This window comes from Xanthomonas sp. BRIP62415 (assembly GCF_003993515.1).
GTDB lineage: Bacteria > Pseudomonadota > Gammaproteobacteria > Xanthomonadales > Xanthomonadaceae > Xanthomonas > Xanthomonas euroxanthea.
Map to the genome: position 1 here is coordinate 1 of NZ_QEZH01000032.1, position 24,557 is coordinate 24,557.

At 67.2% G+C, this 24,557-nt stretch carries 17 protein-coding genes and 1 other RNA gene; 9 read left to right on the forward strand and 9 right to left on the reverse strand.

The features are described from left to right. Window positions 1-495: 495 nt before the first annotated feature. From EO141_RS17165 to EO141_RS17195, 6 genes are all read left to right on the forward strand, one after another. A complete protein-coding gene (locus tag EO141_RS17165; protein WP_127169784.1) occupies window positions 496-4,083 on the forward strand; it encodes a lamin tail domain-containing protein in 3,588 nt (1,195 codons plus the stop codon). Window positions 4,084-4,260: 177 nt separating this feature from the next. Then, window positions 4,261-5,349: a pyruvate dehydrogenase (acetyl-transferring) E1 component subunit alpha gene (pdhA, locus tag EO141_RS17170; protein ID WP_104649134.1), complete on the forward strand. Its 1,089-nt coding sequence runs from the start codon at window positions 4,261-4,263 to the stop codon at window positions 5,347-5,349. Further along, the gene (locus tag EO141_RS17175) at window positions 5,342-6,415 is read left to right on the forward strand and encodes an alpha-ketoacid dehydrogenase subunit beta (protein WP_164739271.1); all 1,074 of its coding nucleotides are present in this window, start codon (window positions 5,342-5,344) and stop codon (window positions 6,413-6,415) included. Before pdhA ends, EO141_RS17175 begins: the two co-directional genes overlap by 8 nt. A 1-nt stretch (window position 6,416) precedes the next feature. Further along, a complete protein-coding gene (locus EO141_RS17180; RefSeq protein WP_104649133.1) occupies window positions 6,417-6,800 on the forward strand; it encodes an SH3 domain-containing protein in 384 nt (127 codons plus the stop codon). Next, on the forward strand, window positions 6,797-8,335 hold the full coding sequence (locus tag EO141_RS17185; protein WP_127169785.1) for a dihydrolipoamide acetyltransferase family protein: 1,539 nt from the start codon (window positions 6,797-6,799) through the stop codon (window positions 8,333-8,335). Before EO141_RS17180 ends, EO141_RS17185 begins: the two co-directional genes overlap by 4 nt. A gap of 1,327 nt (window positions 8,336-9,662) precedes the next feature. Further along, window positions 9,663-10,955: a DEAD/DEAH box helicase gene (locus tag EO141_RS17195; protein WP_127169787.1), complete on the forward strand. Its 1,293-nt coding sequence runs from the start codon at window positions 9,663-9,665 to the stop codon at window positions 10,953-10,955. A gap of 60 nt (window positions 10,956-11,015) precedes the next feature. Here EO141_RS17195 and EO141_RS17200 read toward each other — a convergent pair whose 3' ends face one another. Together EO141_RS17200 and EO141_RS17205 are read right to left on the reverse strand one after the other, a co-directional pair. Beyond that, the gene (locus EO141_RS17200; protein WP_127169788.1) at window positions 11,016-11,348 is read right to left on the reverse strand and encodes a DUF6172 family protein; all 333 of its coding nucleotides are present in this window, start codon (window positions 11,346-11,348) and stop codon (window positions 11,016-11,018) included. Window positions 11,349-11,568: 220 nt separating this feature from the next. Next, window positions 11,569-11,973 carry a helix-turn-helix domain-containing protein gene (locus EO141_RS17205; protein ID WP_104649130.1) on the reverse strand — a complete coding sequence of 135 codons (405 nt, stop codon included), beginning with the start codon at window positions 11,971-11,973 and terminating at the stop codon, window positions 11,569-11,571. A 129-nt stretch (window positions 11,974-12,102) separates the two neighbouring features. Between EO141_RS17205 and EO141_RS17210 the strand changes: the two genes are divergently transcribed. Then, complete coding sequence (locus EO141_RS17210) at window positions 12,103-12,858, forward strand: SDR family oxidoreductase (protein ID WP_164739272.1); 756 nt, start codon at window positions 12,103-12,105, stop codon at window positions 12,856-12,858. 331 nt (window positions 12,859-13,189) lie between these two features. On the opposite strand, the gene EO141_RS17215 is transcribed toward EO141_RS17210, so the two are convergent. From EO141_RS17215 to EO141_RS17230, 4 genes are all read right to left on the reverse strand, one after another. Continuing rightward, window positions 13,190-13,996: an oxidoreductase gene (locus EO141_RS17215; protein WP_127169789.1), complete on the reverse strand. Its 807-nt coding sequence runs from the start codon at window positions 13,994-13,996 to the stop codon at window positions 13,190-13,192. A 135-nt stretch (window positions 13,997-14,131) separates the two neighbouring features. After that, on the reverse strand, window positions 14,132-17,236 hold the full coding sequence (locus EO141_RS17220; protein WP_127169790.1) for an efflux RND transporter permease subunit: 3,105 nt from the start codon (window positions 17,234-17,236) through the stop codon (window positions 14,132-14,134). Beyond that, a complete protein-coding gene (locus EO141_RS17225) occupies window positions 17,233-18,381 on the reverse strand; it encodes an efflux RND transporter periplasmic adaptor subunit (protein WP_127169791.1) in 1,149 nt (382 codons plus the stop codon). The genes EO141_RS17220 and EO141_RS17225 overlap by 4 nt, the downstream gene beginning before the upstream one ends. Before the next feature lie 75 nt (window positions 18,382-18,456). Beyond that, window positions 18,457-19,074 (reverse strand): TetR/AcrR family transcriptional regulator, encoded by a 618-nt coding sequence (locus EO141_RS17230; RefSeq protein WP_119129403.1) that lies wholly within the window; start codon window positions 19,072-19,074, stop codon window positions 18,457-18,459. 88 nt (window positions 19,075-19,162) lie between these two features. Between EO141_RS17230 and EO141_RS17235 the strand changes: the two genes are divergently transcribed. Beyond that, the gene (locus EO141_RS17235; RefSeq protein WP_127169792.1) at window positions 19,163-20,635 is read left to right on the forward strand and encodes a TolC family protein; all 1,473 of its coding nucleotides are present in this window, start codon (window positions 19,163-19,165) and stop codon (window positions 20,633-20,635) included. Window positions 20,636-20,774: 139 nt separating this feature from the next. Here the strand turns inward: EO141_RS17235 and EO141_RS17240 are convergent, their stop codons facing one another. From EO141_RS17240 to EO141_RS17250, 3 genes are all read right to left on the reverse strand, one after another. Beyond that, a complete protein-coding gene (locus EO141_RS17240; protein ID WP_115675762.1) occupies window positions 20,775-21,206 on the reverse strand; it encodes a VirK family protein in 432 nt (143 codons plus the stop codon). Between the two features lie 522 nt (window positions 21,207-21,728). After that, window positions 21,729-23,138: an FAD/NAD(P)-binding protein gene (locus EO141_RS17245; protein WP_164739273.1), complete on the reverse strand. Its 1,410-nt coding sequence runs from the start codon at window positions 23,136-23,138 to the stop codon at window positions 21,729-21,731. A gap of 246 nt (window positions 23,139-23,384) precedes the next feature. Beyond that, window positions 23,385-23,460: non-coding RNA, sX9 sRNA (locus EO141_RS17250), on the reverse strand. A gap of 212 nt (window positions 23,461-23,672) precedes the next feature. Here EO141_RS17250 and EO141_RS17255 point away from each other — a divergent pair. Next, window positions 23,673-24,449 carry an SDR family NAD(P)-dependent oxidoreductase gene (locus tag EO141_RS17255; protein WP_127169793.1) on the forward strand — a complete coding sequence of 259 codons (777 nt, stop codon included), beginning with the start codon at window positions 23,673-23,675 and terminating at the stop codon, window positions 24,447-24,449. Window positions 24,450-24,557: the final 108 nt, after the last annotated feature.

Sequence of the window (24,557 nt, forward strand, 5' to 3'; positions counted from 1 at the left end):
GGATTGGGGATTGGGGATTGGGGGAATCGGGAATCGGGAGCGGAGATTGGATATCGACGGCCTGGCGGCTGAGGGCGGCGCTGGAGGCTGGGTCTTCGACACGTGATCTCCGGTGTGTGTCGCATCGTTCTACCGTGCAGACCTTCTGGCTGGACCGACGCCCTTCCGGATTATTCCTTGTGCAGCGCGCGGCCTGCATGTCGTTGCAGCGCGCCTGCATGGCGCTGTAGCGAGCCTTTGCCGCAGCGCCCGATCTGACTGGGTGACCGCCGGCTCACGCGGGCAGCCTGACAACCCGGTGGCGTACGCGACTGGTACTTCACACCTGAAAAAGCCAACCGCTTTCGACTGCGCAGTCGCAGCAACTGCGCCGGTGTCACCGTATCGTCAACCTAGGTCTGCAAATTCATGCAGAATCGAACGGCGCTGCCGGCCAGGGACGTGGCCGGACCAGGGGAGCGTTTCACGTCTCACGGATCAGGGGACTCTCATCTCATGCATGTGTTGCAGCGTCGTGCAGCCTTACTTGTCTGTGCGCTGGCGGTTGCCGGCCACGCCAACGCCCAGGTCGTCATCAGCCAGGTCTACGGCGGTGGCGGCAACAGCGGTGCCACCTTCCGCAGCGATTTCATCGAGCTGCACAACATCGGCAGCACCACGGTCAGCCTGGACGGCTGGTCGGTGCAGTACGCCTCGGCCGCCGGCAGCAGCTGGCAGGTCACCCCGTTGGCGGGCAGCGTGCCGGCCGGCGGCTACTACCTGGTCAAGCAGGCCGACGGCAGCGGCGGCAGCGTTGCGCTACCCACGCCCGATGCCACCGGCACCATCGCCATGGGCGGCGGCGCCGGCAAGGTGGCGCTGAGCAACAGCGCCTCGGCGTTGAGCGGCGCCTGCCCCACCGGCAATGCCGATCTGGTCGGCTATGGCAGCACCGCCAGCTGCGCCGAAGGCAATGCGCCCACCCCGGCGCCCAGCAATACGCTGGCGGTGCTGCGCGGCGGCGATGGCTGCACCGACACCGACAACAACGCGGCCGATTTCGCCACCGGCACGCCGGCTCCGCGCAACGCCGCCAGCCCCGCACGCCTGTGCAGTGGCGGCGGCCAGCCAATCGCCACGCTGGCCGATGTCAGCCAGGCCGAGGGCAATAGCGGCAGCCGCAGCGTTGTGTTCACGCTGAGCCTGAGCCAGCCGGCCGGTGCGGGCGGGGTGAGCTTCACCGCAGCCACCGCCGATGGCACCGCCGTCGCTGGCAGCGACTATGTCGCCCTGCCCGCGTCCAGCGTCCGGATCGCCGCTGGCGAGCGCAGCGCCAGCATCAGCGTGGAGGTGCTGGGCGACACCACACCCGAGCCCGACGAGACCTTCGCGCTGCAGATCAGCGGCCTCACCGGCGCGTTGCCGGCCACGCTGAGCGCCACCGGCACCGTCCTCAACGACGACTTCAGCCTGCTGCCGATCCACGCCATCCAGGGCAAGGGCGCACGCTCGCCGCTGGAAGGCCAGGTGGTCGCCACCTCGGGCATCGTCACTGCCCGCCGCAGCGCCGGCTTCTTCCTGCAGGCAGCGGATGCGGAAACCGATGGCGATGCGGCCACCTCCGAAGGCGTCTATGTCTACACCGGCAGCGCACCGCCGGACGCCGCTGCCATCGGCAACCGGGTGCGCGTGCAAGGCACGGTGCTTGAGTACGTGCCCACCGCCGACCCGACCCAGCCGCCACTGACCGAGATCGGCGGCAGCCTGACCGTGCTGCTGGATTCCACCGGCAATCCGTTGCCGATGCCGGTGGCGTTGAGCACGAACTTCCCCAACCCGAACGGAGCCTTTGATCAGCTCGAAGCGCTGGAAGGCATGCGCGTTACCGCCGCCAGCCTCACCGTCAATGCGCCCACCGGCGGCAACGTCAACGAGACCAACGCCACCGCCACCAGCAATGGCGTCTTCCATGCGGTGGTCACCGGCGTGCCGCGTGCCTTTCGCGAGCCCGGCGTGCAGTTGCCCGATCCATTGCCGGCCGGCTCGCCTGCCGGGGTGCCGCGCTGGAACACCAACCCGGAAGTGATCGCGGTCGGCAGTGCCGGCGTCGGCGCCGAGCGTCTGGACCTGGCATCGGGCTGCGTCCTGCAGGATGTCACCGGCCCGCTGGACTACAGCTTCCGCCGCTACACGCTGTATCCGGAACGCACCCCGCAGGTGAACTGCAACGGTGCCGACCAACCGCGCCCGGCACCGCGGCCGCAGGCCGACGACGTGGCCGTGGCCACCTACAACATGGAGCGCTTCTTCGACGACCAGAACGACCCGGCGACCGGCGAGCCGGTGCTCACCCCGGCCGCATTCCAGGCCCGCCTCAACAAGGCCTCGCTGGCGATCCGCAACTACCTGCACACGCCCGACATCCTGGGCACGGTGGAAGTGGAAAGCTTCGGTGTGCTGCAGACGTTGGCTGCGCGCATCAACGCCGATGCCATCGCTTCCGGCCAGCCCGATCCGCAGTACGTGGCCTACCTGCAGGAAGGCAATGACGTCGGCGGTATCGACGTGGGCTTCCTGGTCAAGACCGGTTCGGTCTCGGCCGGCGTACCGCGCGTGGAAGTGGTGTCCGTCGCCCAGGAAGGCAAGACCACCACCTGGACCGAACCGGGCGGCGCGGTGAGCCTGCTCAACGATCGCCCGCCACTGGTGCTCAGTGCCAAAGTGCACCAGGCCGATGGCCGCGTGCTGCCGCTGACCGCCATCGTGGTGCATCAGCGCTCGCTCAACGGCGCCGAGACCGACGATGCGGCCGGCACCCGCATCCGCGCCAAGCGCCAGGCCCAGGCCGAGTACCTGGCGCGCCTGCTGCAGACGCGCCAGCAGCTCGACCCGGCCGAGCAGGTGCTGGTGATGGGCGACTTCAACGCCTTCGAGTTCAACGACGGCTACGTGGATGCGATGGGTACCGTCACCGGCAGGCCGGCGCCGGATGCGCAGACCGTGGTGGGCGGCGATGGTGTGGACCTGGTCAACCCGGACTACACCGACCTGACCTGGTTCAACACGCCGGACCAGAGCTACTCGTACGCCTTCGACGGCAACGTGCAGTCGCTGGACCACATCCTGGCCAACGAGGCGCTGATGCGCGCACCCAACATCGCCTCGCTGTCGGTGGGCCATGCGCGCATCAATGCCGACTTCCCCGGCACCGCGCGCAACGATGCCAATACGCCCACGCGCTTGTCCGACCACGACCCCACCGTGGTGCTGTTGCGCATGACCAAGCAGGTGAACGCGGACGTGCAGGTAGCTGTCACCGCCGCGCGCGACCAGGTGGTCGAAGGCGAGCACATCGACTACACCGTGGATGTCGAGAACCGAGGGCCGGATCGCGCGCCGTTCACTGCGCTGGCGTTGGTGTTCGACCTGCCGGCACGGGCGCGCCTCACTGCCCCGCCGGGCTGGATCTGCCAGAACCAGACCAATGCCACGCAGACCACGTTTACCTGCAACATCCCACTGCTTGCGGCGGGATCTGCGCAGAGTTTTGCAGTGCAACTGGATGCCGGCCCGGACCTGGCCGGGCGCACCCTGACCCTGGCCGCCTCGGTCGCCTCGCAGTCGCCCGACCCGCAGCCGGACAACAACACCGACACCGCTGCCGTTGTGGTGCAGGCACGGCCGCAGCCGCGCAGCGACCTGGCGGTGCGGTTCGACGGCCCGGCCAGCCTGCCGACAACAGCGTTCAGCGCCAGCTATCGCGTGCTGCTGGACAACGTCGGTGCCGCGCCGGCGCAGCGTCCCGGCTTGGTGATCGAAGGCAATACGGTGTCTGCGCTATCGCAGCTGGTGCCGCCGCAGGGCTGGCGCTGCGACAAACAGCTGCAATCGCTGCGCAATGCCCGCTTCGTGTGCAGCAGCGCGGCGGTCGTGCTGCCGGGCGCGCAGCTGGCCTTCCAGTTGACCGTGGCAGCCAGGCCGATCCCTGCCGACGGTGCCATCCGCGTGCAGGCGAGGGCCACATCGACCTCGCCCGATGCCAACCCGGCCAACGATTCGGCGCTGATCGTCACCCCGATCGGTGGAGGCGCCGACCGCCGCTGATCGCAGTGCACCACGTCGCAATTCTGTACTGCGACAAAGGGCGCGGCCTGGTCCGCGCCCTTTTTTTTGTGCAAGCCAGCATCATTGTGTGCTGCGGTGCAGGACAGCTTTTTGCTGTGTGGTCCTTAACATCGCAACTCATATCATTTGAAACTTCTTGGTGAAGGTGTCGCCGCAATGAGCGTAGCCGCGCAGTTCGAGATCGAATATCTGCAATACATGGACGCGGACGGCCAGATCGTCCGCGACGACCTGCCGGCCGACGCCGCCAACCCGCAACAGCTGCTCGCCCTGTTCAAGCGCATGCTGTTCGTGCGCACCTTCGACAGCAAGTCGGTCGCGCTGCAGCGCACCGGCAAGTTGGGCACCTATGCGGCCTGCCTCGGTCACGAAGCCACCCACGTGGGCATCGGCGCGGCGATGCGCAGTGGCGATGTGTTCGCGCCCAGCTATCGCGAGTACGGCACCATGTTCGAACGCGGCGTGCGCCCGCGCGATGTGCTGCTGTACTGGGGCGGCGACGAACGCGGCAGCGACTATCCGCGCGATGCCGATGCGGCGATCGACTTCCCGATCTGCGTGCCGATCTCCACCCAGTGCCTGCATGCGGCCGGTTCGGCGCTGTCGTTCAAGCTGCGGGGCAAGCCGCAGGTCGCGGTGGCCTGCTGTGGCGATGGCGGCAGCTCCAAGACCGACTTCTATGCCGCGCTCAATTCGGCCGGCGCCTACAAACTGCCGCTGATCCTGTGCGTGATCAACAACGGCTGGGCGATCTCGGTGCCGCGCTCGGCGCAGACCGGTGCGCAGACGCTGGCGCAGAAGGGCCTGGCCGGCGGCCTGCATTGCCTGCAGGTGGATGGCAACGACCTGATCGCGGTGCTCGAGGCGATGCGCCAGGCGCGCGCGCGCGCATTGGCCGGCGACGGCGGCACGGTGATCGAGTTCCTGACCTATCGCCTGTCCGATCACACCACCGCCGACGACGCGCGGCGCTACCGCGGCGAAGAAGAGGTCAAGCAAGGCTGGGCGCGCGAGCCGCTGCTGCGCCTGCGCCGCTATCTCACCGCGCAAGGCCTGTGGGACGAGGCGCAGGAAACCGCATGGAAGGCCGAATGCGGTGCGCGCGTGGACGCAGAGGTCAATGCCTATCTCAACACCCCGGTGCAGCCGGTCGAAGCGATGTTCGATTACCTCTACGGCGACCCGCCGGCCGAGTTGCTGGCCCAGCGCGCCGAGGTGATGGCGCAGGAGGCCCGTCATGGATGAGCTCAACCAGTCACACCTGGCTGCGACACAGCAGCAGGCCAGTGCCCCCTACAACGCCGCAGCCACGCGCGGAGAGAGTGCCATGAGTTCGCCCATCACCCTGATCGAAGCCATCACCCAGGCGCTGGCCTGGGAGCTGGAACACGACCCTGCGGTGCTGGTGCTGGGCGAGGATGTCGGCGTCAACGGCGGCGTGTTCCGCGCCACTGCGGGCCTGCAGCAGCGCTTCGGCAGCGAGCGGGTGCTGGACACGCCGCTGGACGAAACCACCATCGCCGGCCTGAGCGTCGGCCTGGCCGCGCAGGGCATGAAGCCGGTGGCCGAAGCGCAGTTCGACGGCTTCGTGTATCCCATGGTCGATCACCTGATCTGCCATGCCGCACGCCTGCGCAACCGCACCCGCGGCCGCCTGCATTGCCCGATGGTGCTGCGGGTGCCGTGGGGCGGCGGCATCCGCGCGCCGGAACATCACAGCGAAGCCAACGAAGCCATCTTCACCAACGTGCCCGGCCTGCGCGTGGTGTTGCCGTCCTCGCCGCAGCGCGCCTACGGCCTGTTGCTGGCCGCGATCCGCGACCCGGATCCGGTGATCTACATGGAGCCCAAGCGCATCTACCGCCAGTACAAGGAAGTGGTCGCCAACGATGGCGAAGCGCTGCCGCTGGATGTGTGCTTCGTGCTGCGCGACGGTACCGACGTCACCCTGGTCACCTGGGGCGCGCAGGTCAAGGAAGCGCTGGAAGCGGCCGACAAGCTCGCCGGCGAAGGCATCAGCGCCGAAGTCATCGACGTGGCCACGCTGCGCCCGCTCGACTTCGACACCATCGCCGAATCGGTGGCCAAGACCGGCCGCTGCGTGATCGTGCAGGAAGCCCCGCGCACCGCCGGCTTCGGTGCGGAGATCGCCGCGCAGCTGGCGGAAAAATCGATGTACGACCTGCTCGCACCGGTCGAACGCGTCACCGGCTACGACACGCATATCCCGCTGTTCCGGCTGGAAATGAAGTACCTGCCGAGCGTGGAGCGCATCGTCACCGCCGCCCGTCGCGCGGTGGCTGCCGGCTGACATGCGCGCCCGTCTGCTCTGCGATTACCGCGCCGCGTACGCCAACCCGATCCGCTTCCACGCTGGCCAGCACGTGACCATCGGCGTGCGCGACGAGGAATGGCCGGCCTTCGCCTGGGTCAACACCGGCGACGGTCATGCCGGCTGGGCCCCGGTGGCCTGGCTGCGCCCCCTGGGCGACGGCCAGGCCGAAGCCCTGCGCGACTACGACGCACGCGAACTCGACGCCCAACAGGGCGAGGACGTGTTGCTGCATTACGAACATGGCGGTTGGTGGTGGTCCGAGCGTGCCGATGGCATGCAGGGCTGGCTGCCGGCTGCCGACCTCGAACTCCTCGACGACACCACGCCGCCACTGCCTGCGGCGCAAGAGAACCTGCCATGAGCGAAGCCAAGAATTTCCACCTGCCCGACCTGGGCGAAGGCCTGCCCGATGCCACCATCGTCGAATGGTTCGTCAAGGAAGGCGACAACGTGCGCCTGGACGATCCGCTGGTCTCGATGGAGACCGCCAAGGCGGTGGTCGAGGTGCCCTCGCCGTTCTCTGGCACCGTGACCAAGCTCGCCGGTGCCGCTGGCGATGTGATCGTGACCGGCGCGATGCTGGCACAGTTCGCGCTGGACGCCTCGCAGCCGCAGCGCGCCGACGGCCAGGACACCGGCCACTCGCATGGCCCTGCACCCACGCACACGCCCAGCACCGGCGAAAGCGCGGCCGGCCCGACCGCGCGCGTGGTCGCCTCCGACAACGGTGGCGAGATTGCCGACGCCGACGCCAGTGGCCAGAGCGAGCGCGACGACGCCGGCACGGTGGTCGGTGCGATGCAGAGCTCCAACGCCGTGCAGAGCGAACAGGCGATTGCCGTCGACGGCGTGCGCGCGATGCCGGCGGTGCGTGCGCTGGCGCGCAAGCTGCGGGTGGACCTGGCACAGGTGCGCGCTACCGGCCCGGACGGCACGGTGACGATGGCGGATGTGAAGCAGGCCGCAGCCGCGGGCACCGCACGGCTTTCAGCCGGCGCGCAGGGCGTGTCGACCTCATCGGCCAGTGGCCGAGGGACCGCCGCTGGCGGCGGAGCGACCGCAGGCAACAACGCGCACCAGTCAGACGGTAGCGTGCATCCTTCGGACAACAGCGCGAACCATTCGGATGGCAACGCGCGTTCCCTTCTCCCGCCTGCGGGAGAAGGTGCCCGCAGGGCGGATGAGGGCACCACCGCCCGCTCGTCGCTGTCGGCCAGCGGCAAGCCGATGCGTACCCAATCGCCCGGCACCAGCGTCAAGGGCCAACCCGAACAGCTCAAGGGCGTGCGTCGCAACATGGCGCGGGTCATGGCCGATGCGCACAGCAAGGTGGTACCGACCACGCTCAACGACGATGCCGACATCCACGCCTGGCAGCCCGGCAACGACGTCACCGTGCGCCTGGTGCGCGGCATCGTGCGTGCCTGCCAGGCGGTGCCGGCCCTCAACGCCTGGTTCGACGGCGAGGCACTCAGCCGCACCCTGCACCCCCAGGTCGATATCGGCATTGCGGTGGATACCGAAGAAGGCCTGTTCGTGCCCGCGCTGCGCAATGCCGACATGCTGGACGCGCACGGCATCCGCGAGAGCGTCAACCGGCTGCGCCAGCAGGTGGAAACCCGCAGCATCGCCGCATCGGAACTCAGCGGCTACACCATCTCGCTGTCCAACTTCGGCATGTTCGCCGGCCGCTACGCCACTCCGGTGGTGGTGCCGCCATGCGTGGCCATCGTCGCCGCCGGGCGCGCGCGCTACCAGCTCACCCCGGTGATGGGCGGCGTGGAAACCCACAAGGTGATGCCGCTGTCGCTGACCTTCGACCACCGCGCCGCCACCGGCGGCGAAGCTGCGCGTTTCCTGCGTGCGCTGCTGGACGATCTGGCGCTGGCCAACTAACCCGCGGACAGCAAGACGACCGGCGCCCACCGCCAGGTGGGCCCGGCCAGTCTTGCGGATCTCATCCGCACGCGACCGGGGCGGCGCCTGCAGTGCACGCATTGCTTGGGGACCGTTGGCGGCAGGCCACCATGTCGCCATCCATGGATGAAGTCGCGACGTGTCACACGATCGGTTGAGGGCGCCGCTCGGTAAGGGCGTCGCGCAGTCGACCCACCGTTTTTTTTCAAGCATCTGACCGCGGCGGAATGACGCCTTGGTCGAAGTATTGGTCGCTTTATGCGCCGTGCCCCGATGAGGCTTGAACACTGCGGATGGATCAGTTGCAGAGCAGCCGATCTGCGGGATTTCTGCAGGGCCCTCGCCTGCCCATCATCGCAGGACACGCCGTGAATCCATCCATGGAGGCTCTTACGCGGCATCCATGCCGCGTAAGGTCCCGCGACGGTGAGCAGGCAAGGACCTGTCGAGATGGTCGGTGTGCGGGTGCAAGCAATGCATGACGTGCACTGTTTGGATAACGGGGCGTTCGCTCGACCTTCCACCATTTTCCATTGCAGGCCAGGCGACAGACCGGCCTCCAAGACGCAACCTGCAAACGTCTCGTCTGCCACGCAAGCCGAGCATGCTTTCAGGAAAGCAGCCGACCAACTGCCTGGTGCGGTGTCCTCGCCGGTTGCGGGACCGTGTGGCGGCATGGATGCCGCCACCGAGCCCCCAGGGACGGGTTCACGGCGTGTCCCGCAAGCGGTGAGGGCACCGCACCCTCGACGCTGGGGCTTGGCTGCAGGGCCCTTGCCCGCCCACCATCGCAGGACACGCCGCAAGTACGTCCATGTAGGCTCTTACGCGGCATCCATGCCGCGTAAGGTCCCGCGACGGTGAGCGGGCAAGGACCTCTGTCGGGAGGGTCGGTGTGTCTAGTCGCAAGCAGTACATGATGCGCACGACGTGCGCTGGTCGGATCACTAGGCGTTCGCTCAACTCCCATCATTGCTCCGTCGCAAGCCGAGCGGCAGACAAGCCTCCTACACGCAACCTGCAAACGTCTCGTCTGCCACGCAAGCCGAGCACGCTTTCAGGAAAGCAGCCGGCCAACTGTCTGGTGCGGTGCCCTCGCCGATTGCGGGACCGTGTGGCGGCATGGATGCCGCCACCGAGCCCCCAGGGACGGGTTCACGGCGTGTCCCGCAAGCGGTGAGGGCACCTCGCACTCGACGCTGCGCGTTGGCTGCAGGGCCCTTGCCCACCCACCGACGCAGTGCCCGCGGCGGCCCCGCATGGGTCTCACCGACCATTGCAGTGCAAATGCCTGGATAATCGGTCCATGTCATTTGCCCATCTTTCGCTGTCGCCGCAGCTGCAGCCATTCTTCGACACCGCGCTGGCACGCGCCGGCCACCACACGCCCACGCCGATCCAGCAGCAGGCGATTGCGCCGATGCTGCAGGGCCGGGATCTGATTGCGATGGCGCAGACCGGTTCGGGCAAGACATTGGCCTATGCGCTGCCGCTGCTGCAGCAACGCTGCCTGGCGCCGGATGTTGCCCCGCGCGTGCTCGGCGCGCTGGTGCTGGTGCCCACGCGCGAACTCGCCGCGCAGGTCGAAGACACCTTGCGCCAACTGGCCGCGCATCTGCCGCGGCGGCTCAAGATCGTTGCGGCCACCGGCGGCAGTTCGATCAATCCGCAGTTGCTTGCCCTGCGCGGTGGTGCCGATATCGTGGTCGCCACGCCCGGCCGGTTGCTGGACCTGGTGGATCACAACGCGCTGCGCCTGGGTGAGGTTGCCACGCTCGTGCTGGACGAAGCCGACCGCCTGCTCGAACTGGGCTTCGGCGCCGAGCTCGATCGCATCCTGGCCCTGCTGCCGGCGCAACGGCAGAGCGTGCTGTTCTCGGCCACGTTTCCGCCCGGCATCGCCTCGCTGGCCAAGCGTCGCCTGCGCGACCCGCTACGCATCACCGTCGATGCCACCCCGGAAGCTGCGCCTGCGATCGAACAACGCGCGATCGCCGTCGACGCCGGCCAACGCACGCAGCTGTTGCGCCACCTGCTGCAGGAGCATGGCTGGTCGCATGTGCTGGTATTCGTCGCCAGCCGGCACACCGCCGAGAAAGTTGCCGAAAAACTCACCAAGACCGGCATCAACGCGCAACCGCTGCATGGCGAACTGAGCCAGGGCCGCCGCGAGCGTACGTTGCATGCCTTCAAACAGCGCGAGCTGCAGGTACTGGTGGCCACCGATCTGGCCGGGCGCGGCATCGATATCGATGCGCTGCCGGCGGTGGTCAATTACGACCTGCCACGTTCGACGGTGGACTACACCCACCGCATCGGCCGCACCGCGCGCGCAGGCGCCAGCGGCCTTGCGATCAGCTTCATCACCGCAGAGAGCCAGCCGCAATGGCGCCTGATCGAAAAACGCCAGGGCCTGCGCGTGCCGACCAGCGTGGTTGCCGGTTTCGAGCCGACCCTGGCGGCGACGACGCCTGCGACGCAGACGCCACATGTCGGCGCGCGCGCTCCGGACGACAACGGCGGCATCAAGGGCAGGCGGCCGAGCAAGAAGGACAAGCAACGCGCAGCGGCCGCGACGCAGGCTGGCAAGCCCGACTGACAGCAGGAAGTGCCACCTGACGCGCCGTCGTCACGCGAAGGTGGACGGTGCGACGATGCCTCAGTCCTGCTCGAAATCCAGCTCGCCGCCCGGCGCGTTGTCGCCATCCGCACGCGGGGTACGCTTGCCGGGCTTGCGCAGGATTTCCACGAAGAACTGTTCGCCACCTTCGCTGGTGAGCGCATTGATCGAGCGGATCAGCTCGGCCGGCGGCAGCGGCGCGGCACTGGCCTCGTCCACCCCGAAGCGCATGTCGAAGTCCCAGTAATCCGCGCCTTCGGGCAAATCCTTGCGGCGCTCGCGGCGGATGTACTTGCGGATATCGTGCTTGCTGGACTCCAACAGACGATCGCGGTTCTTGCCTTCGAGGTTGAGCTGATAGGTCTTGCGCATGGCGACATCGGTTGGGAACTGGCCGCCTATTGTGAGGCCATGCGGCCAGTCTGGGTGAATCGCCGGCCATTGGCGTGGACCGAGCAGGCACCTGCGTGTGCATGCGCTCGATTGCGTGGTCGCGTTCGTGCCGGGATGCACGCCGATGCCAGGCAGCACCATGTGCAAGCCTCCGTCACCTCAACTCGTCATCGCGCACACGTGCATCAGCCGCAGTCCCTCACCCCACCGTTGCCGTTGCCGGCGCCAGCGCTTGCGTGCCCGCGACGAACGCCTGCTCGGCCGCAATCACCTCATCGGCGTGGTCCTGGCACCAGTGCAGCAGCGCCATCATCGGCGCTTCCAGGGTGTCGCCCAAGGGCGTGCGCCGGTATTGCACGGCCACCGGAGACGAGGAAATCACTTCCCTGCTGATCAAGCCGATCCGCTCCAGCCGCCGCAGCGCTTCGGTCAGCGACTTGTGCGTCACCCCGTCCAGTTGCCGCTTGATCTGATTGAAGCGCGTCGGTCCGTTGCACAGCACCGTCATGATCATGATCGACCACTTGTTGGCGATCGGCTCCAGCACGGTGCGGATATCCGAGATGCGATAGAGGTCGCAGGGCGCAGCGGTTTCCTCGGCCATATCTAGTTACCTCAAAGTGCGTAATTGAAACTAAGTATAGGATGGATATCATCTCGCCGGTACTGAAAACCGACTGGACGCGGTATCGCCGCGTCCAATCCCGTATCGACAACCAGCGAGAGACTGTCCATGTCAACGAATGAGCTCCACGGCAAAGTGGCCCTGATTACCGGCGCCTCCAGCGGCATCGGTAGCGCAACGGCCAAGAAACTCGCAGCGGCAGGAATGAAGGTGGGCCTTGCGGCGCGTCGCATCGACCGGCTGCAGGCATTGAAGGCAGACATCGAGCAGGCGGGCGGCCAGGCCGTCGTGCTGGAAATGGACGTCGCCAGCAAGGACTCGGTCGCTGCCGGCGTCGCAGCACTGATCGCCGCTTATGGCGCCATCGATGTGCTGGTCAACAACGCCGGCATCATGCCGCTGTCCAGCATCGATGACTTCCATACCGACGAATGGGAACAGATGATCGATGTCAACGTGAAAGGCGTGCTCAACGTGGCCGCAGCGGTGCTGCCGCAGATGATCAAGCAGCATTCCGGCCATGTCTTCAATACTTCCTCGATCGCCGGGCGCAAGGTCTTTGGCCAGGGATTTGCGGTGTACTCGGCGAGCAAGTTTGCGGTGACCGCGTTCACCGAAGGCCTGCGCATGGAAGTCGGCAAGAAGCACAACATCCGCGTCACCAGCATTCAGCCGGGCATCGTTGCAACCGAGCTTCCGGCACAGACCACCAGCGCGGAATATCAGGCAATGATGGCCGGTTATGCCGGCACGGTGCGGATGCTGGATCCGATGGATATTGCCGACACCATCCTGTTCGCAGCGCAGGCACCGGCGAACGTCAATATTGCCGAAGTGTATGTGTTACCCACCGACCAGGTGTAACCGATGCTCGACCACTCCATGCAGCCGGCTCCCCGGCGGCATGGGGCACGCGACGCTTTGGAGCAGCTAGCAAAGCCCCTGTGCGCACCGCCACCCGGGCGTGGTCGGTGCTCGAAATCGGTGCGTTGGTCATCGCTCGGCACGCGGTTGACCTAGCCGCCGCTGCCAAGCGGTGAGGGGTCGCCCCACATGGTTGGGGCGACACACGCAAGGCCGGCGATGGACAGGCAGTGCGTGGCGATTGCAGGCACCACCCGCATCTGCCCGGCGACGCGCAGTGCTTGTCGACGCGCAAGGTGTCACGCATCCACCCGCAGGCGCGCTAGGTGCGTCAGCTCAGCCCAAGCTGCTTGCGCAAACTGCCATCCACCGCGCTGGCGGGCATGAACCGGCGCAATTTGCTCAGCAGCGATGCCTGGCCGGGCGGGGTGCGACGCATGCGCCACTTACCCAGTGCGGCCTCCACCACGGTGGTGGCCACGTCCTGCGGTCCCGGCGCATTGTCGATGTAGCCGGTGAACGCACGGCCGACCATGTCACGTTCGCGGTCGTACTCGGCGATGGTGCTCTGCACCACCGGCGAATTGCTGCCCAGGCTGGTCTTGGTGTACGCCGGCTCCACCAGCGTCACCCGGATGCCGAACTGGCGCAGCTCATGGTCCAGCGTTTCCGACAAGCCTTCCACCGCGTGCTTGGAGGCGGCATACACCCCCATGTACGGTGCCGGCAGGAAACCCAGCACCGAGCTGACATTGACGATGCGCCCCCGGCGCTTGTCACGCATGTGCGGTGCCACTGCCTGGACCGTGCGCAGGATGCCCAGCACGTTGGTATCGAACAGCACGGCAGCTTCTTCGGGGCTGGTTTCCTCCACTGCGCCGATAAGGCTGCTGCCTGCGTTGTTGACCAGCACATCGATGCGGCCGCTGCGGCCGACGATACCGTCGACGGCGCGCCGCACCGAGGCAGCGTCGCGGATATCCATCTCGACCAATTCCACATTGGCCAGCGGCGCGGCGCCGGAAAGCGCGCGCACGCTGCCGTAGACGGTGCAGCCGCGCTGGGCGAAGCGCTCTGCGGCAACGCGGCCGATGCCGGAGGACACACCGGTGATCAGCACAACGGACTGCTGTTGCATGGTAATTCCTTTATCTATGAGGGAAGAGCGGCCGGCTAGGTGCGCAGCCGTTGGCGGCGCGCGGATCGAACGCGAGGATGACAAGCGCCCTATAGCCAAAGGCGACGGCAGCTTGGTCGCCGTCGCCAATGGCACTCAGGCGTGCTGCGCAACCGCCGCGGTGCTGCTGCCGTTGCCGTTGCCGGTATCGGGGCGGATCTTGAACCAGATCGAATACATCGCCGGCAGGAACACCAGCGTCAGGATCGTGCCGGCCAGGGTGCCGCCGATCAGCGTGTAGGCCAGCGTGCCCCAGAACACCGAGTGCGTGAGCGGGATGAACGCCAGGATCGCCGCCAGCGCGGTCAGGATCACCGGCCGGGCGCGCTGCACGGTGGCTTCCACCAGGGCATGGAACGGGTCCAGACCCTCGGCCTCGTTGTGGTGGATCTGTCCGATCAGGATCAGCGTGTTGCGCATCAGGATGCCCGACAACGCGATCAGGCCCACCAGCGCATTGATGCCGAAGGGTTGCTGGAACAGGATCAAGGTCGGCACCACACCGATCAGGCCCAGCGGGCTGGTCAGGAACACCATCACCATCGCCGAGATCGAGCGTACCTGCAGGATGATGATCAGCAAGGTGGCCGCCAGCATGATCGGGAACAGCGGCAGCATCGCGGTGGTCGCCTTGCCGGATTCCTCGATGGAACCCGCCTCCTTGATCTGATACCCGCTGGGCAGCTTTTCGATGATCGGCTGCAATTGCTTGGTGATCACGGCCGAGACATCCGGCGGCTGCAGCTGGTCGTCGACATCGCCACCCACGGTGATCGTCGGCACCCGATCGCGGCGCCGCATGATCGGCTCTTCCATCCGTACATCCACCTTGCCCACCTGCGCCAACGGCACGCGCTGGCCATTGGCGCCGGCCAGGGTGAAGTCGGCGATGCGCGCCGGATCGAAGCGCGTGTCGCCGGCCGAACGCGCCATTACCTGCACGCTGCGGATATCTTCGCGCACCAGCGTGACCGGCACGCCACTGAGCAGGAACTGCAGTTGCTGGGCCACGGCGGTCGAGGTCAGCCCCACTGCCTGCAGGCGGTCCTGGTCCAGGGTGAAATGCAGCGTGGGGGTGCGCGTGCCCCAGTCGGTGTTGACGGTGCGCAGCATCGGGCTGTCCTGCATCACCTGCCTGACCTGCGCGGCGATGCCACGCAACACCTGCGGGTCCGGCCCGCTGACCCGGTACGCCACCGGGAACTGCGAGTACGGGCCGAAGGTGAGCTGGGTGACACGCACGCGTGCTTCGGATGCGAGGCCTTCGGAAATGGCCTTGCGCAAACGCAGCTTCAATGCATCGCGCTGGTGCTGGTCATCGGTGCGGATCACGATCTTGGCAAACGAGGGGTCCGGCAACTCCGGGCCCATGGCCAGGAAGAAGCGCGGCGCGCCCTGCCCGATGTAGGCGGTGACGATCTTGGCTTCGTCCTGCCTGGCGAGCCAGGCTTCGACCTTGGCAGTGGCCGCGCTGGTCTGGTTGATCGAGGTTCCGTACGGCATCTGCACTTCGACCAGGACTTCGGGGCGGTCGGAGATCGGGAAGAATTGCTTCTTGACGATGCCCATGCCAACGATCGCGAGCACGAACAGCCCCACCACCGAGCCGGCCACCAGCCATTTGCGCGCGATGACGCGCCCCAGCGCAGCGCGGAAGCGGTTGTAGCGCGGCGTGTCGTACATCGCGGCGTGGCCGCCTTCGATCTTCTTCAGGTCCGGCAGCAGCTTGACGCCCAGATAAGGCGTGAACACCACCGCCACCACCCACGACACGATCAACGCAATGCCCACGATCCAGAACATGTTGCTGGTGTATTCGCCGGCGGTGGAGGCGGCAAAGCCGTTCGGCATGAAGCCGACCGCGGTCACCAGCGTGCCGGACAGCATCGGCGCGGCGGTATGGCTCCACGCATACGCCGATGCGGCGACGCGGCTGTAGCCTTCCTCCATCTTCACCACCATCATCTCGATGGCGATGATGGCATCGTCCACCAACAGGCCCAGCGCCAGGATCAACGACCCCAACGTGATGCGGTCGAAGTTCTTGCCGGTGGCCAGCATCACCACGAACACCGCCGCCAGCGTCAACGGCACCGCCGCCGCCACCACGATCCCCACGCGCCAGCCCATGCTGACGAAGCACACCAGCATCACCACCAGCAATGCGACGAAGAACTTGGTCATGAACTCGCCGACCGATGCGTCGATGTTGACCGCCTGGTCGGTGACCTTGCTCAGGGTCATGCCCAGCGGCAGCTCGGCATTGATCGCGCTGACTTCGCTGTCCAGCGACTTGCCCAGATCCAGCCCGTTCCAGCCATCGCGCATGATGATGCCCAGCAACAACGCCGGCTCGCCGCCGCTGCGGATCATGAAGGTGGACGGATCCTCGTAGCCGCGCTTGACCGTGGCGATATCCGACAGCTTCAGGGTGCGGCCCTGCACCACCAACGGGGTGTCGCGAATCTTCTGCAGGCTGTCGAGCGCACCATCCAGGCGGATGAACACCTGCGGCCCGCGCGTTTCCACCGAACCTGCCGCATTCAAGGCGTTCTGCGCATTGAGCGCGGCAAACACGTCCTGCGGGCTGATGCCCAACGTGGCCAGGCGCTCGTGCGAGAACTCGACAAAGATGCGCTCGGGCTGTTCGCCGATGATGTTGACCTTCTTGACGCCCGGCACGTGCAACATGCGTTGGCGCAGGGTCTCGGCATCGCGCGCAAGCAGGCGTTGCGGCTCGCCCTTGGCCTTGAGGGCGAACAGTGCAAAGGTGACGTCGGCATATTCGTCGTTGACCATCGGCCCGATCACGCCGGCCGGCAGGTTGCCGACTTCGTCGCCCACCTTCTTGCGTGCCTGGTAGAACTGCTCCTGCACCTGGCTGGGCGGCGTGCTGTCCAGCAAGGTCAAGGTGGTGAACGCAAGGCCGGGGCGCGTATAGGTTTCGCTGCGGTCGTACCAGCGCAGTTCCTGCAGGCGCTTTTCGAGTTTCTCGGCCACCTGGTCCTGCATTTCCTGCGGCGTGGCACCCGGCCAGGCAGTCACGATGGTCATCACCTTGACGGTGAAGGCCGGGTCTTCGGCGCGGCCCAGCTTGAGAAATGCGACCAGGCCGGCCAACGAAATCAGGAAGATCAAAAACAGCGTGATCGAGCGCTCGCGTACCGCCAGTGCCGAGAGATTGAATCGGCCCTCGCTCACGGCTGCGCTCCTGCCGCGGACGCGGTTCTGGCGCCGGTCGCGCTGCCATTGGCAGGCGCGATCGTGTTGGCGACCCGCACCCGCTCGCCGTCGCGCAACAGGTGCGCGCCCAGCGCCACGATGCGCTCGCCACGCCCCAGCTTGCCGGCGACATTGGCATGGTCATCGTCCAGGCCCAGCACGGTCACCGGCCGCCAGCTCACCCGGGTCGGGTTGCCGGCGATGACCCACACGCCCGGCCCCTTGCCGGCATCGAACACCGCGGCCAGCGGCACCTGCAGGCCGGCCTGGGTGCCGGTGGCGGTGCCGGCAGGCACGCGGACGCTGACGGTGGTGCCCAGCGGCGCCTGCGCCAGCGCGCCGTTGAGCACGTACCGCGCCTCGAAGGTGCGGGTGAGCCGGTCTGCGCTCTCGGAGAGCTGGCGCAAGGTGGCCGGCACGCTGACCGCGGCGTTGCCGAACAAGGTGGCCTGGGCCACCGAGCCAACCTGCGGGCGCAGGGTTTCCGGCAACTGGATCACCGCCTCGCGCGGCCCGGCATGCGCCAGGCGCACCACCGGCTGCCCGGCAGCAACCACCTGGCCCGGCTCGACCAGGGTCTCCATCACCACCCCGTCGGCATCGGCCAGCAGGTCGGTATAGCGATTGGCATTGCGCGCGACAGCGGCCTGGGCCTGGGCGGCGCTCAGCTGCGCCCTGGCCGCATCGGCGGCCGCCTTGATCTGGTCGTAGGCCGAGGCAGAGATGGCGCCGGTGCCGCGCAGGTCGCGATAACGGGCTTCATCTTCGGCGGTCTGCAGGGCACGGGCGCGGGCAGCGGCCACCGCATCCTGCTGCGCACGCGCGGCCAGTTGCAGGTCCACCGGGTCGATGCGCATCAGCGGCTGCCCACGCTTGACGCGCTGGCCGGCATCGACCAGCCGCTCGGATACCTTGCCGGCGACGCGGAAGCCCAGGTCGCTCTGCACCCGCGCGGCGACGGTGCCGGAGAAACTGCGCGCGCCTGCGTCGGCGTACGCGACAGTGGCCACCCGGACCAGCGGCGCGGCGGTCCGCGGGTCAGCAGGAGCATTGCCTCCGCAGGCGCTCAGCGCCAGCGGCAGAACACACAGTAGGGCGAAGGGAATCGGGAGGCGCGGCAGCATGGTCGTCTCAAAGCGAGCTGTTGATGGCTCGCATCTTGAGACTTGTGACCAAATCAGTCAATAGTCACAAACGAACTAGGGCGCCAGACTGCGCAATACCAGACTCGACAACAGCGCCGGGACCTCTTCGGCGTACTCCAGGCTGTGCTGCAGCAGCAGCGGATTGATGTATGGCCGCATCACCAGGTAGATCGCCCGGCTCGCCTCGTCCAGCGGCGTCTTTCGCTCGAAGTCACCACTCAAACGCCCCTCCACCAGGATCTCCTGCAGCAGCGCCTGTAGCTGCGCTTCGTAGACGAGGACCGTGGGCCACCGCTCGATCGAGGCAGACGTGGCAATCTCGTACAGCTTCGGTCCGCGTGCGTGCAGGCGCAGGCTTTCGTTGACTACCACCTTGAAAAGACTGCGTAATTTCTCCTGCGGCGTTGTTGCCTGGGCAACGGCCGCGGCCGTCTCGAGCTTGATTTCCTGCAGGCACTGGCCACAGATGACCTCGCCGATGGCCTGCTTTGAGGCGAAGAACTTGTAGATGTAGGCCTTGGAGAATCCAATCTCCTTTGCCAGATCGGACACGGCGGTCTTTTCGTAGCCATAGCGACTGAAGTGGTCGGCTGCTGCGGCCACGATCTGGTCGCGCACGTCGTGATCGACCGGGCCCCGGCCCGCAACTGGGTAACTGGATGCTTTGTTCATTTGGACAGCTTAGCGCTGTCGCCCCCGACTTACAAAAGTGACCATTTCGTATTACAGTCACTCACCGTTTCGCCACTTTGGTCTCCTCATGCCACTCCGCACCCTTGCAGCGCTTATTGCCGCCAGCCTCGCCGCAGGTTGTGCGGTCGGCCCCGACTACGCCCGCCCGGACGCGCCCGTGCCGGATCGCTACCTTGGCCAGGCCGCCGTGGCTGAACGCCAGGCCACCGTGCAGGCCGACCTGGCCACCTGGTGGACCGGCTTCAACGACCCGGACCTGAGCCGCTACGTCACCCAGGCGCTGGCGCAGAACCTGGACCTGGCCCAGGCCACCGCACGCGTCACCCAGGCCCGCGCCGGGCTGACTGCCGCCACCGCCGCGCTGCTGCCTTCGGGCAACATCAGCGGCAACGCGGCCCGCGCCTATCAGTCGCTGGAAACGCCGCTTGGCCAGGTGCTCAGCAGCACGCCCAACTTCGACCGCTATGCCAGTACCTACGAAGCCAACCTGGGCGCGAGCTGGGAACTGGATCTGTTCGGCGGCCTGCGTCGCGGGCGCCAGGCCGCCCTGGCCGACTACCAGGCCAGCGAAGCCGGTGCCGCCGCCACCCGCCTGGCGGTGGCGGCGCAGACCGCCGATATCTACATCAGCATCCGCGGCCTGCAGGCCCGGCTGGAGGTGGCCCAGCGCCAGGTCGCCACCCAGCAGGGGCTGGTGTCGATGGTGACGCTGCTGCATGGCAAGGGACTGGCGCCCGAGCTGCAACTCCACCAGGCGCAAGGCGCGCTTGCGCAGGCGCAGGCGTCGGTGCCCGGCATCGAAAGTGGCCTGGTCGCGGCGATGAACGCCCTGGACGTGATGCTGGGTGTGCCGCCCGGCACGCACCGCGCGGAACTGGCCGCCACCAAGCCGATTCCGCTTGCACCGCAGATCGCCGCCACAGGCACGCCCGGCGACCTGCTGCGCCGCCGCCCCGATCTGATCGCCGCCGAACGCAGGCTGGCAGCGTCGAACGCGCGCATCGGCGTGGCCATGAGCGAGTACTACCCCAAGTTCTCGCTCAGCGGCCTGCTCGGCAGCGCCACGGCCATCTCCGGCGGCAACCTGTTCACCGGCGATGCCGCGCAGTCGTCCGGTGTGCTGGGGCTGCGTTGGCGGCTGTTCGACTTCGGCCGCATCAATGCGCAGATCGCCCAGGCCAAGGGTCAGGAAGCCGAGCAACTGGCGGCGTATCGCCTGGCGGTCCTGCGCGCCACCGAGGACGTCGAAAATGCATTCACCGCGCTGGTCAAGCGCGAGCAGCAGGCCGCGGTGCTGTCGCAGGGAGTGGAGGCGCTCGGCAAGGCGCGTGGCGCCTCGGCCCTGGCCTATGAGAAAGGCGCGGTCAGCCTGATCGAAGTGCTGAATGCCGACGACACGCTGCTGCGCGCGTCCGATGCGCAGGTGCAGGCGCGCACGGATGCAGCGCGCAGTGCAGTGGCCACCTTCAGGGCGCTGGGCGGAGGCTGGCAATCCAGCGCCGCCGAGGCGGTGGCAGTACAGCAGTCGTCACCGCGGTGACGTGACCCAGGCAAGACCCGAGCATGCAATCGCCAGCCGCGGCGATTGCATGGCATCGGCACGCGGCCCGACCGCTGCAGGCCGCAGGGCAACGCGATGGCGCTGCACTGCAGCCTGCAGTCGTCACGGTGCAGCGCGATCAATCGGCGTGGAAGCGGATGCCTTGATTGATCGTGCATTGATACGCCAGCACCGGCCCACGTTGCTGCAGGCCCGGCAGATCGTACATGTAGGTGGTGAAACGCACGCTGCCATCCGGGCGCAGTTGGTAGCGCATGAACTGCTGGATCGGCTTGCCGTCGTTGGCCACGGTGAAGTGCGAACCGGAGAACGCGGCGGTGCCGTCTTCGGTGATGCGGTACGCCTCGATATGGCGGCCGCCACGGGTCTGCGTGACGGGCGTGCCCTCTTCGGGTGTGCAGCGGCCAAGGTCGGTGGTCAGGCTGACGTCGTAGCCGGATTCCAGGGCTGCGAGCACTTCAGCACGGGTATTGAGCGATTCGCTGGCCCAGGCGGGCAGCGCACAGGCGCACAGCGTGGCGAGCAAGGTGGCGGGAGCAAGACGGGGCATGGCGGACTCCAGGCGGACGGGGGAATCAAACGCCCTGGACGGTCATCTGCCCAGGGCGATCACCATGACCTAGTCCTGTCTGCACCGCTGCGCTGCGCTACGCATCACGCGGCATGATTGCGCTGTTTGGCGAAGCCCGCACGCAATTGCCAGATGCGGGCTATGCCCGTGCGCGCAGAGGCTGCTTGCAGCGTGATCGGGCGTCTTCCGCGCCAGAAAAAATGACAGGGGAAAGACGGCACACGGCAGACGGTATGCGCATCACGCAAGTGTCCGATGCACGCGTCACGCGCTGCGCGGGTGCCGGTCACGCCTCAGTTGCGGCCAGGTCCGCTCCTACGGCTGGCGCGTCGACCGGAATGACCTTTTTCAGAGAATCCTCTGACCACACGAGGCTGCGCGCGCGCCCCCATCCGGCGCGGGCGCGCCCCCCTCTCTCGATGGGAGAAGGGCTGGAACCCGCGATCGTCGAAGCTTCAACGCCCGGCCGTCCGTAAAGACGTCGGAATGAACGCACATTCGCTACAAACGCCCATTGACCTCGCGCGGCACCTGTTCCGGCTCTGGCTGTAACGCCGGCATCGCCCCCAGCAACAGACGTTCTGCCAGGGCGCGCGTGGCCACGCGCAACTCCGGCACGGCGGTGATTTCCCAGTAACGCCCGCGCAGCAGCGGGCCCACGCAATACAGCCCCGGCACGATCTGCCCGGCACCGTCGCGCACGCGCAGTTGCGCATCGGTGTCCACGCCCAGGCCCAGCGGGTCGGCACGCAGCAGCCCGGCTTCGCGCATGCCGGCGATCAGCGGGTCACTGGTGCGGTCGATATCGGTATCCAACCCTGTGGCGCGGATCACCGCATCGTAATGAGCGGTCTGCGCGTCGGCCGATCCACGCGGGCGGATCACCGCCTCCACACCATCGGGCACCCAACGCGCACGCAGCAGCCGCGCTGCAACGATCTGCAGCTGCCCCGATTCCTGCAATTGCGCCAGCTGCTCCGCCGCGCCCGGCGCAACCCGATGCCGCGCCACTTCCCAATACGGGCGCAGATGGCGCAGGAAACGCGCACGCTGCGGCAGCTCCAGCCGCTGCCACAGCGGTTGCAGATGCGGGCGCAAGGCATCCACCACGCGTCGCCAGTCGTCGACCACGGCGCTCAGCTGGCGCACGCCGCGCAGCAGGCCGCGCAGGTCGGCATCCTTGAGTGCGCGCTGCAGATGCGGCGGCAACTCCAGCGCCGCGCCCGGCTGGCGCAGATGCGCCTGCGGCGCCAGGCCGCGCCGCGAAATCGCCAGCAGGCGACCGCGATGCCCGCGCGTGTGCAGGGTCAATGCCACGTCCACCATGGTCAGCCCGGTGCCGACGATCAGCACGTCGTCGTCCGGCGCCAGGCGCGCCAGGGCATCGCCCTGCCACGGCCAGCCGATATAGCGCGGATGCACGCTCAGCCGCGGACCGATGCCGGCCAGCGCCTGCGGCTGCAATGCGCCCACCGCCAGCACCACCCGGTCGCTGTGGAAGGCGTCGCCATTGGCCAGGAACACGCGGAAGCCCTGGCGTGCACGCTCCACTGCTACCGCTTCCTGCGACAGCCGCACGATCGACGCCTGCGCGCCACTGACCGCGGTATCCAGCTCGCTGCGCAGATAATCGCCATAGGCAAGCCGCGGCAGGAATTCCAGCCGCCCGCTGTCGCCCAGGTGCAAGGTGTCGGCGAAGGCGCCTGGCGCCTGCGCATCAATTCCCAGGTCCTTGGCGCGCACGTTGAGCAGGTGCTCCGGCCGCGCGGCGCCATAGGCGATGCCGCTGCCGAAGGTATCGGCCACGCCGACCAGGGTGATGCGCACCTGCGCATCGGCCGTCTGCGCCAGTGCACGGACCAGCGCGGTGCCGCAAAAGCCGGCACCGATGACGGTGATATGGGTTTCCATGTGCAACTCCCACTGAATGACCCGCACGTTTTGCCCGCAGCGCGATGCAAGCGTGTAAACAAATGGTTAGTAGCGAACAACCGAAAACGCATGAGCTGATCATGCTTGGTGATGAGGCTTGCGTCGCAAGCTGCGCGTACACCGTGTTGCACGCAGATGACAGCGCACGCGACCGCAGACAGGTGCCGGTGCATGGCTTCCAAGCTGGCGCATAGCGCAGCGCTGCGCACCGCCATTAGGGTGACTGACAAAACAACGTAGCGAGCAATCGCTCGGGGCGTGTGGACGGTGCGCTCAAAACCTGAGTGTACGCGTGGCACATGCAATTCCGAGCCCCGGCCGCGCGCGCCTGGGGATGAGCGCAGTAGATCGCCAACCCGCTATGCGCGGTGGTCGACGCGTCGTTGGCAGAAGCGGTGGAAGAGTGAAAGGGACAGCAGACATTGCGATGCTGCGTTCAACACTGCAACGGCACCGGGCACCGCGTCATGACCGGGCTGCTCGATAATGTCGGTTTCCGATCGAGTGTCCGCCATGTCCATTTCCGCAGCACCCACGCAAATCTCGCCGCGCAATCAACGCGTGCTGATCGCAGGCGGCAGCCGTGGCATCGGCCTGGCCATTGCCGACGCGTTCGTGCGCAACGGCGCGCAGGTCTCGCTATGCGCACGCAATGCCGATGGCCTCGCACAGGCCGCCCACGCGTTGGCGCCTCATGGAGCCACGGTACACACCTTCGCCTGCGACCTGTCGGATGCTGCGCAAATCGAGGCTTATGTGGAGACCGCAGCGCAGGCACTCAATGGTCTGGACGTGGTGATCAACAATGCCTCCGGTTATGGACACGGCAACGACGATGCGAGCTGGCAAGCCGGCCTGGACGTGGATCTGATGGCCGCAGTGCGCTGCAATCGCGCCGCGCTACCGCACCTGCGCAACAGCGACGCGGCGGTGATCCTCAATATCAGCTCGATCAATGCGCAACGTCCCACGCCGCGTGCGATCGCCTATTCCACCGCCAAGGCGGCGCTCAATTACTACACCACCACGCTGGCCGCCGAACTCGCACGCGAGCGCATCCGCGTCAACGCGATCGCACCGGGCTCGATCGAATTCCCCGACGGGCTATGGGCCCGGCGCCGCGATGAAGAACCGGAGCTATATGCACGCATCCGCGACAGCATCCCGTTCGGGGGATTCGGTCAAGTGCAGCACATCGCCGATGCGGCGTTGTTTCTCGCATCGCCGCAGGCGCGCTGGATCACCGGGCAGGTGCTGGCGGTGGATGGCGGGCAGTCGCTGGGGGTGTGAGTGGGGATGTTTGCGCTGGCGAAGATGTCGATCCGCCGCGTGGACCCGTAGGAACGTGCCTGCGCGCAACGGAGCTTTATCGGTAACGCCGCGTCGCGCGCAGGCACG

Bases quoted from the DNA above. Each gene is read 5' to 3' on its own strand.
- EO141_RS17165 (WP_127169784.1), top strand. From the start codon at position 496: ATGCATGTGTTGCAGCGTCGTGCAGCCTTACTTGTCTGTGCGCTGGCG.
- pdhA (WP_104649134.1), top strand. From the start codon at position 4,261: ATGAGCGTAGCCGCGCAGTTCGAGATCGAATATCTGCAATACATGGAC.
- EO141_RS17175 (WP_164739271.1), top strand. From the start codon at position 5,342: ATGGATGAGCTCAACCAGTCACACCTGGCTGCGACACAGCAGCAGGCC.
- EO141_RS17180 (WP_104649133.1), top strand. From the start codon at position 6,417: ATGCGCGCCCGTCTGCTCTGCGATTACCGCGCCGCGTACGCCAACCCG.
- EO141_RS17185 (WP_127169785.1), top strand. From the start codon at position 6,797: ATGAGCGAAGCCAAGAATTTCCACCTGCCCGACCTGGGCGAAGGCCTG.
- EO141_RS17195 (WP_127169787.1), top strand. From the start codon at position 9,663: ATGTCATTTGCCCATCTTTCGCTGTCGCCGCAGCTGCAGCCATTCTTC.
- EO141_RS17200 (WP_127169788.1), bottom strand. From the start codon at position 11,348: ATGCGCAAGACCTATCAGCTCAACCTCGAAGGCAAGAACCGCGATCGT.
- EO141_RS17205 (WP_104649130.1), bottom strand. From the start codon at position 11,973: ATGGCCGAGGAAACCGCTGCGCCCTGCGACCTCTATCGCATCTCGGAT.
- EO141_RS17210 (WP_164739272.1), top strand. From the start codon at position 12,103: ATGTCAACGAATGAGCTCCACGGCAAAGTGGCCCTGATTACCGGCGCC.
- EO141_RS17215 (WP_127169789.1), bottom strand. From the start codon at position 13,996: ATGCAACAGCAGTCCGTTGTGCTGATCACCGGTGTGTCCTCCGGCATC.
- EO141_RS17225 (WP_127169791.1), bottom strand. From the start codon at position 18,381: ATGCTGCCGCGCCTCCCGATTCCCTTCGCCCTACTGTGTGTTCTGCCG.
- EO141_RS17230 (WP_119129403.1), bottom strand. From the start codon at position 19,074: ATGAACAAAGCATCCAGTTACCCAGTTGCGGGCCGGGGCCCGGTCGAT.
- EO141_RS17235 (WP_127169792.1), top strand. From the start codon at position 19,163: ATGCCACTCCGCACCCTTGCAGCGCTTATTGCCGCCAGCCTCGCCGCA.
- EO141_RS17240 (WP_115675762.1), bottom strand. From the start codon at position 21,206: ATGCCCCGTCTTGCTCCCGCCACCTTGCTCGCCACGCTGTGCGCCTGT.
- EO141_RS17245 (WP_164739273.1), bottom strand. From the start codon at position 23,138: ATGGAAACCCATATCACCGTCATCGGTGCCGGCTTTTGCGGCACCGCG.
- EO141_RS17255 (WP_127169793.1), top strand. From the start codon at position 23,673: ATGTCCATTTCCGCAGCACCCACGCAAATCTCGCCGCGCAATCAACGC.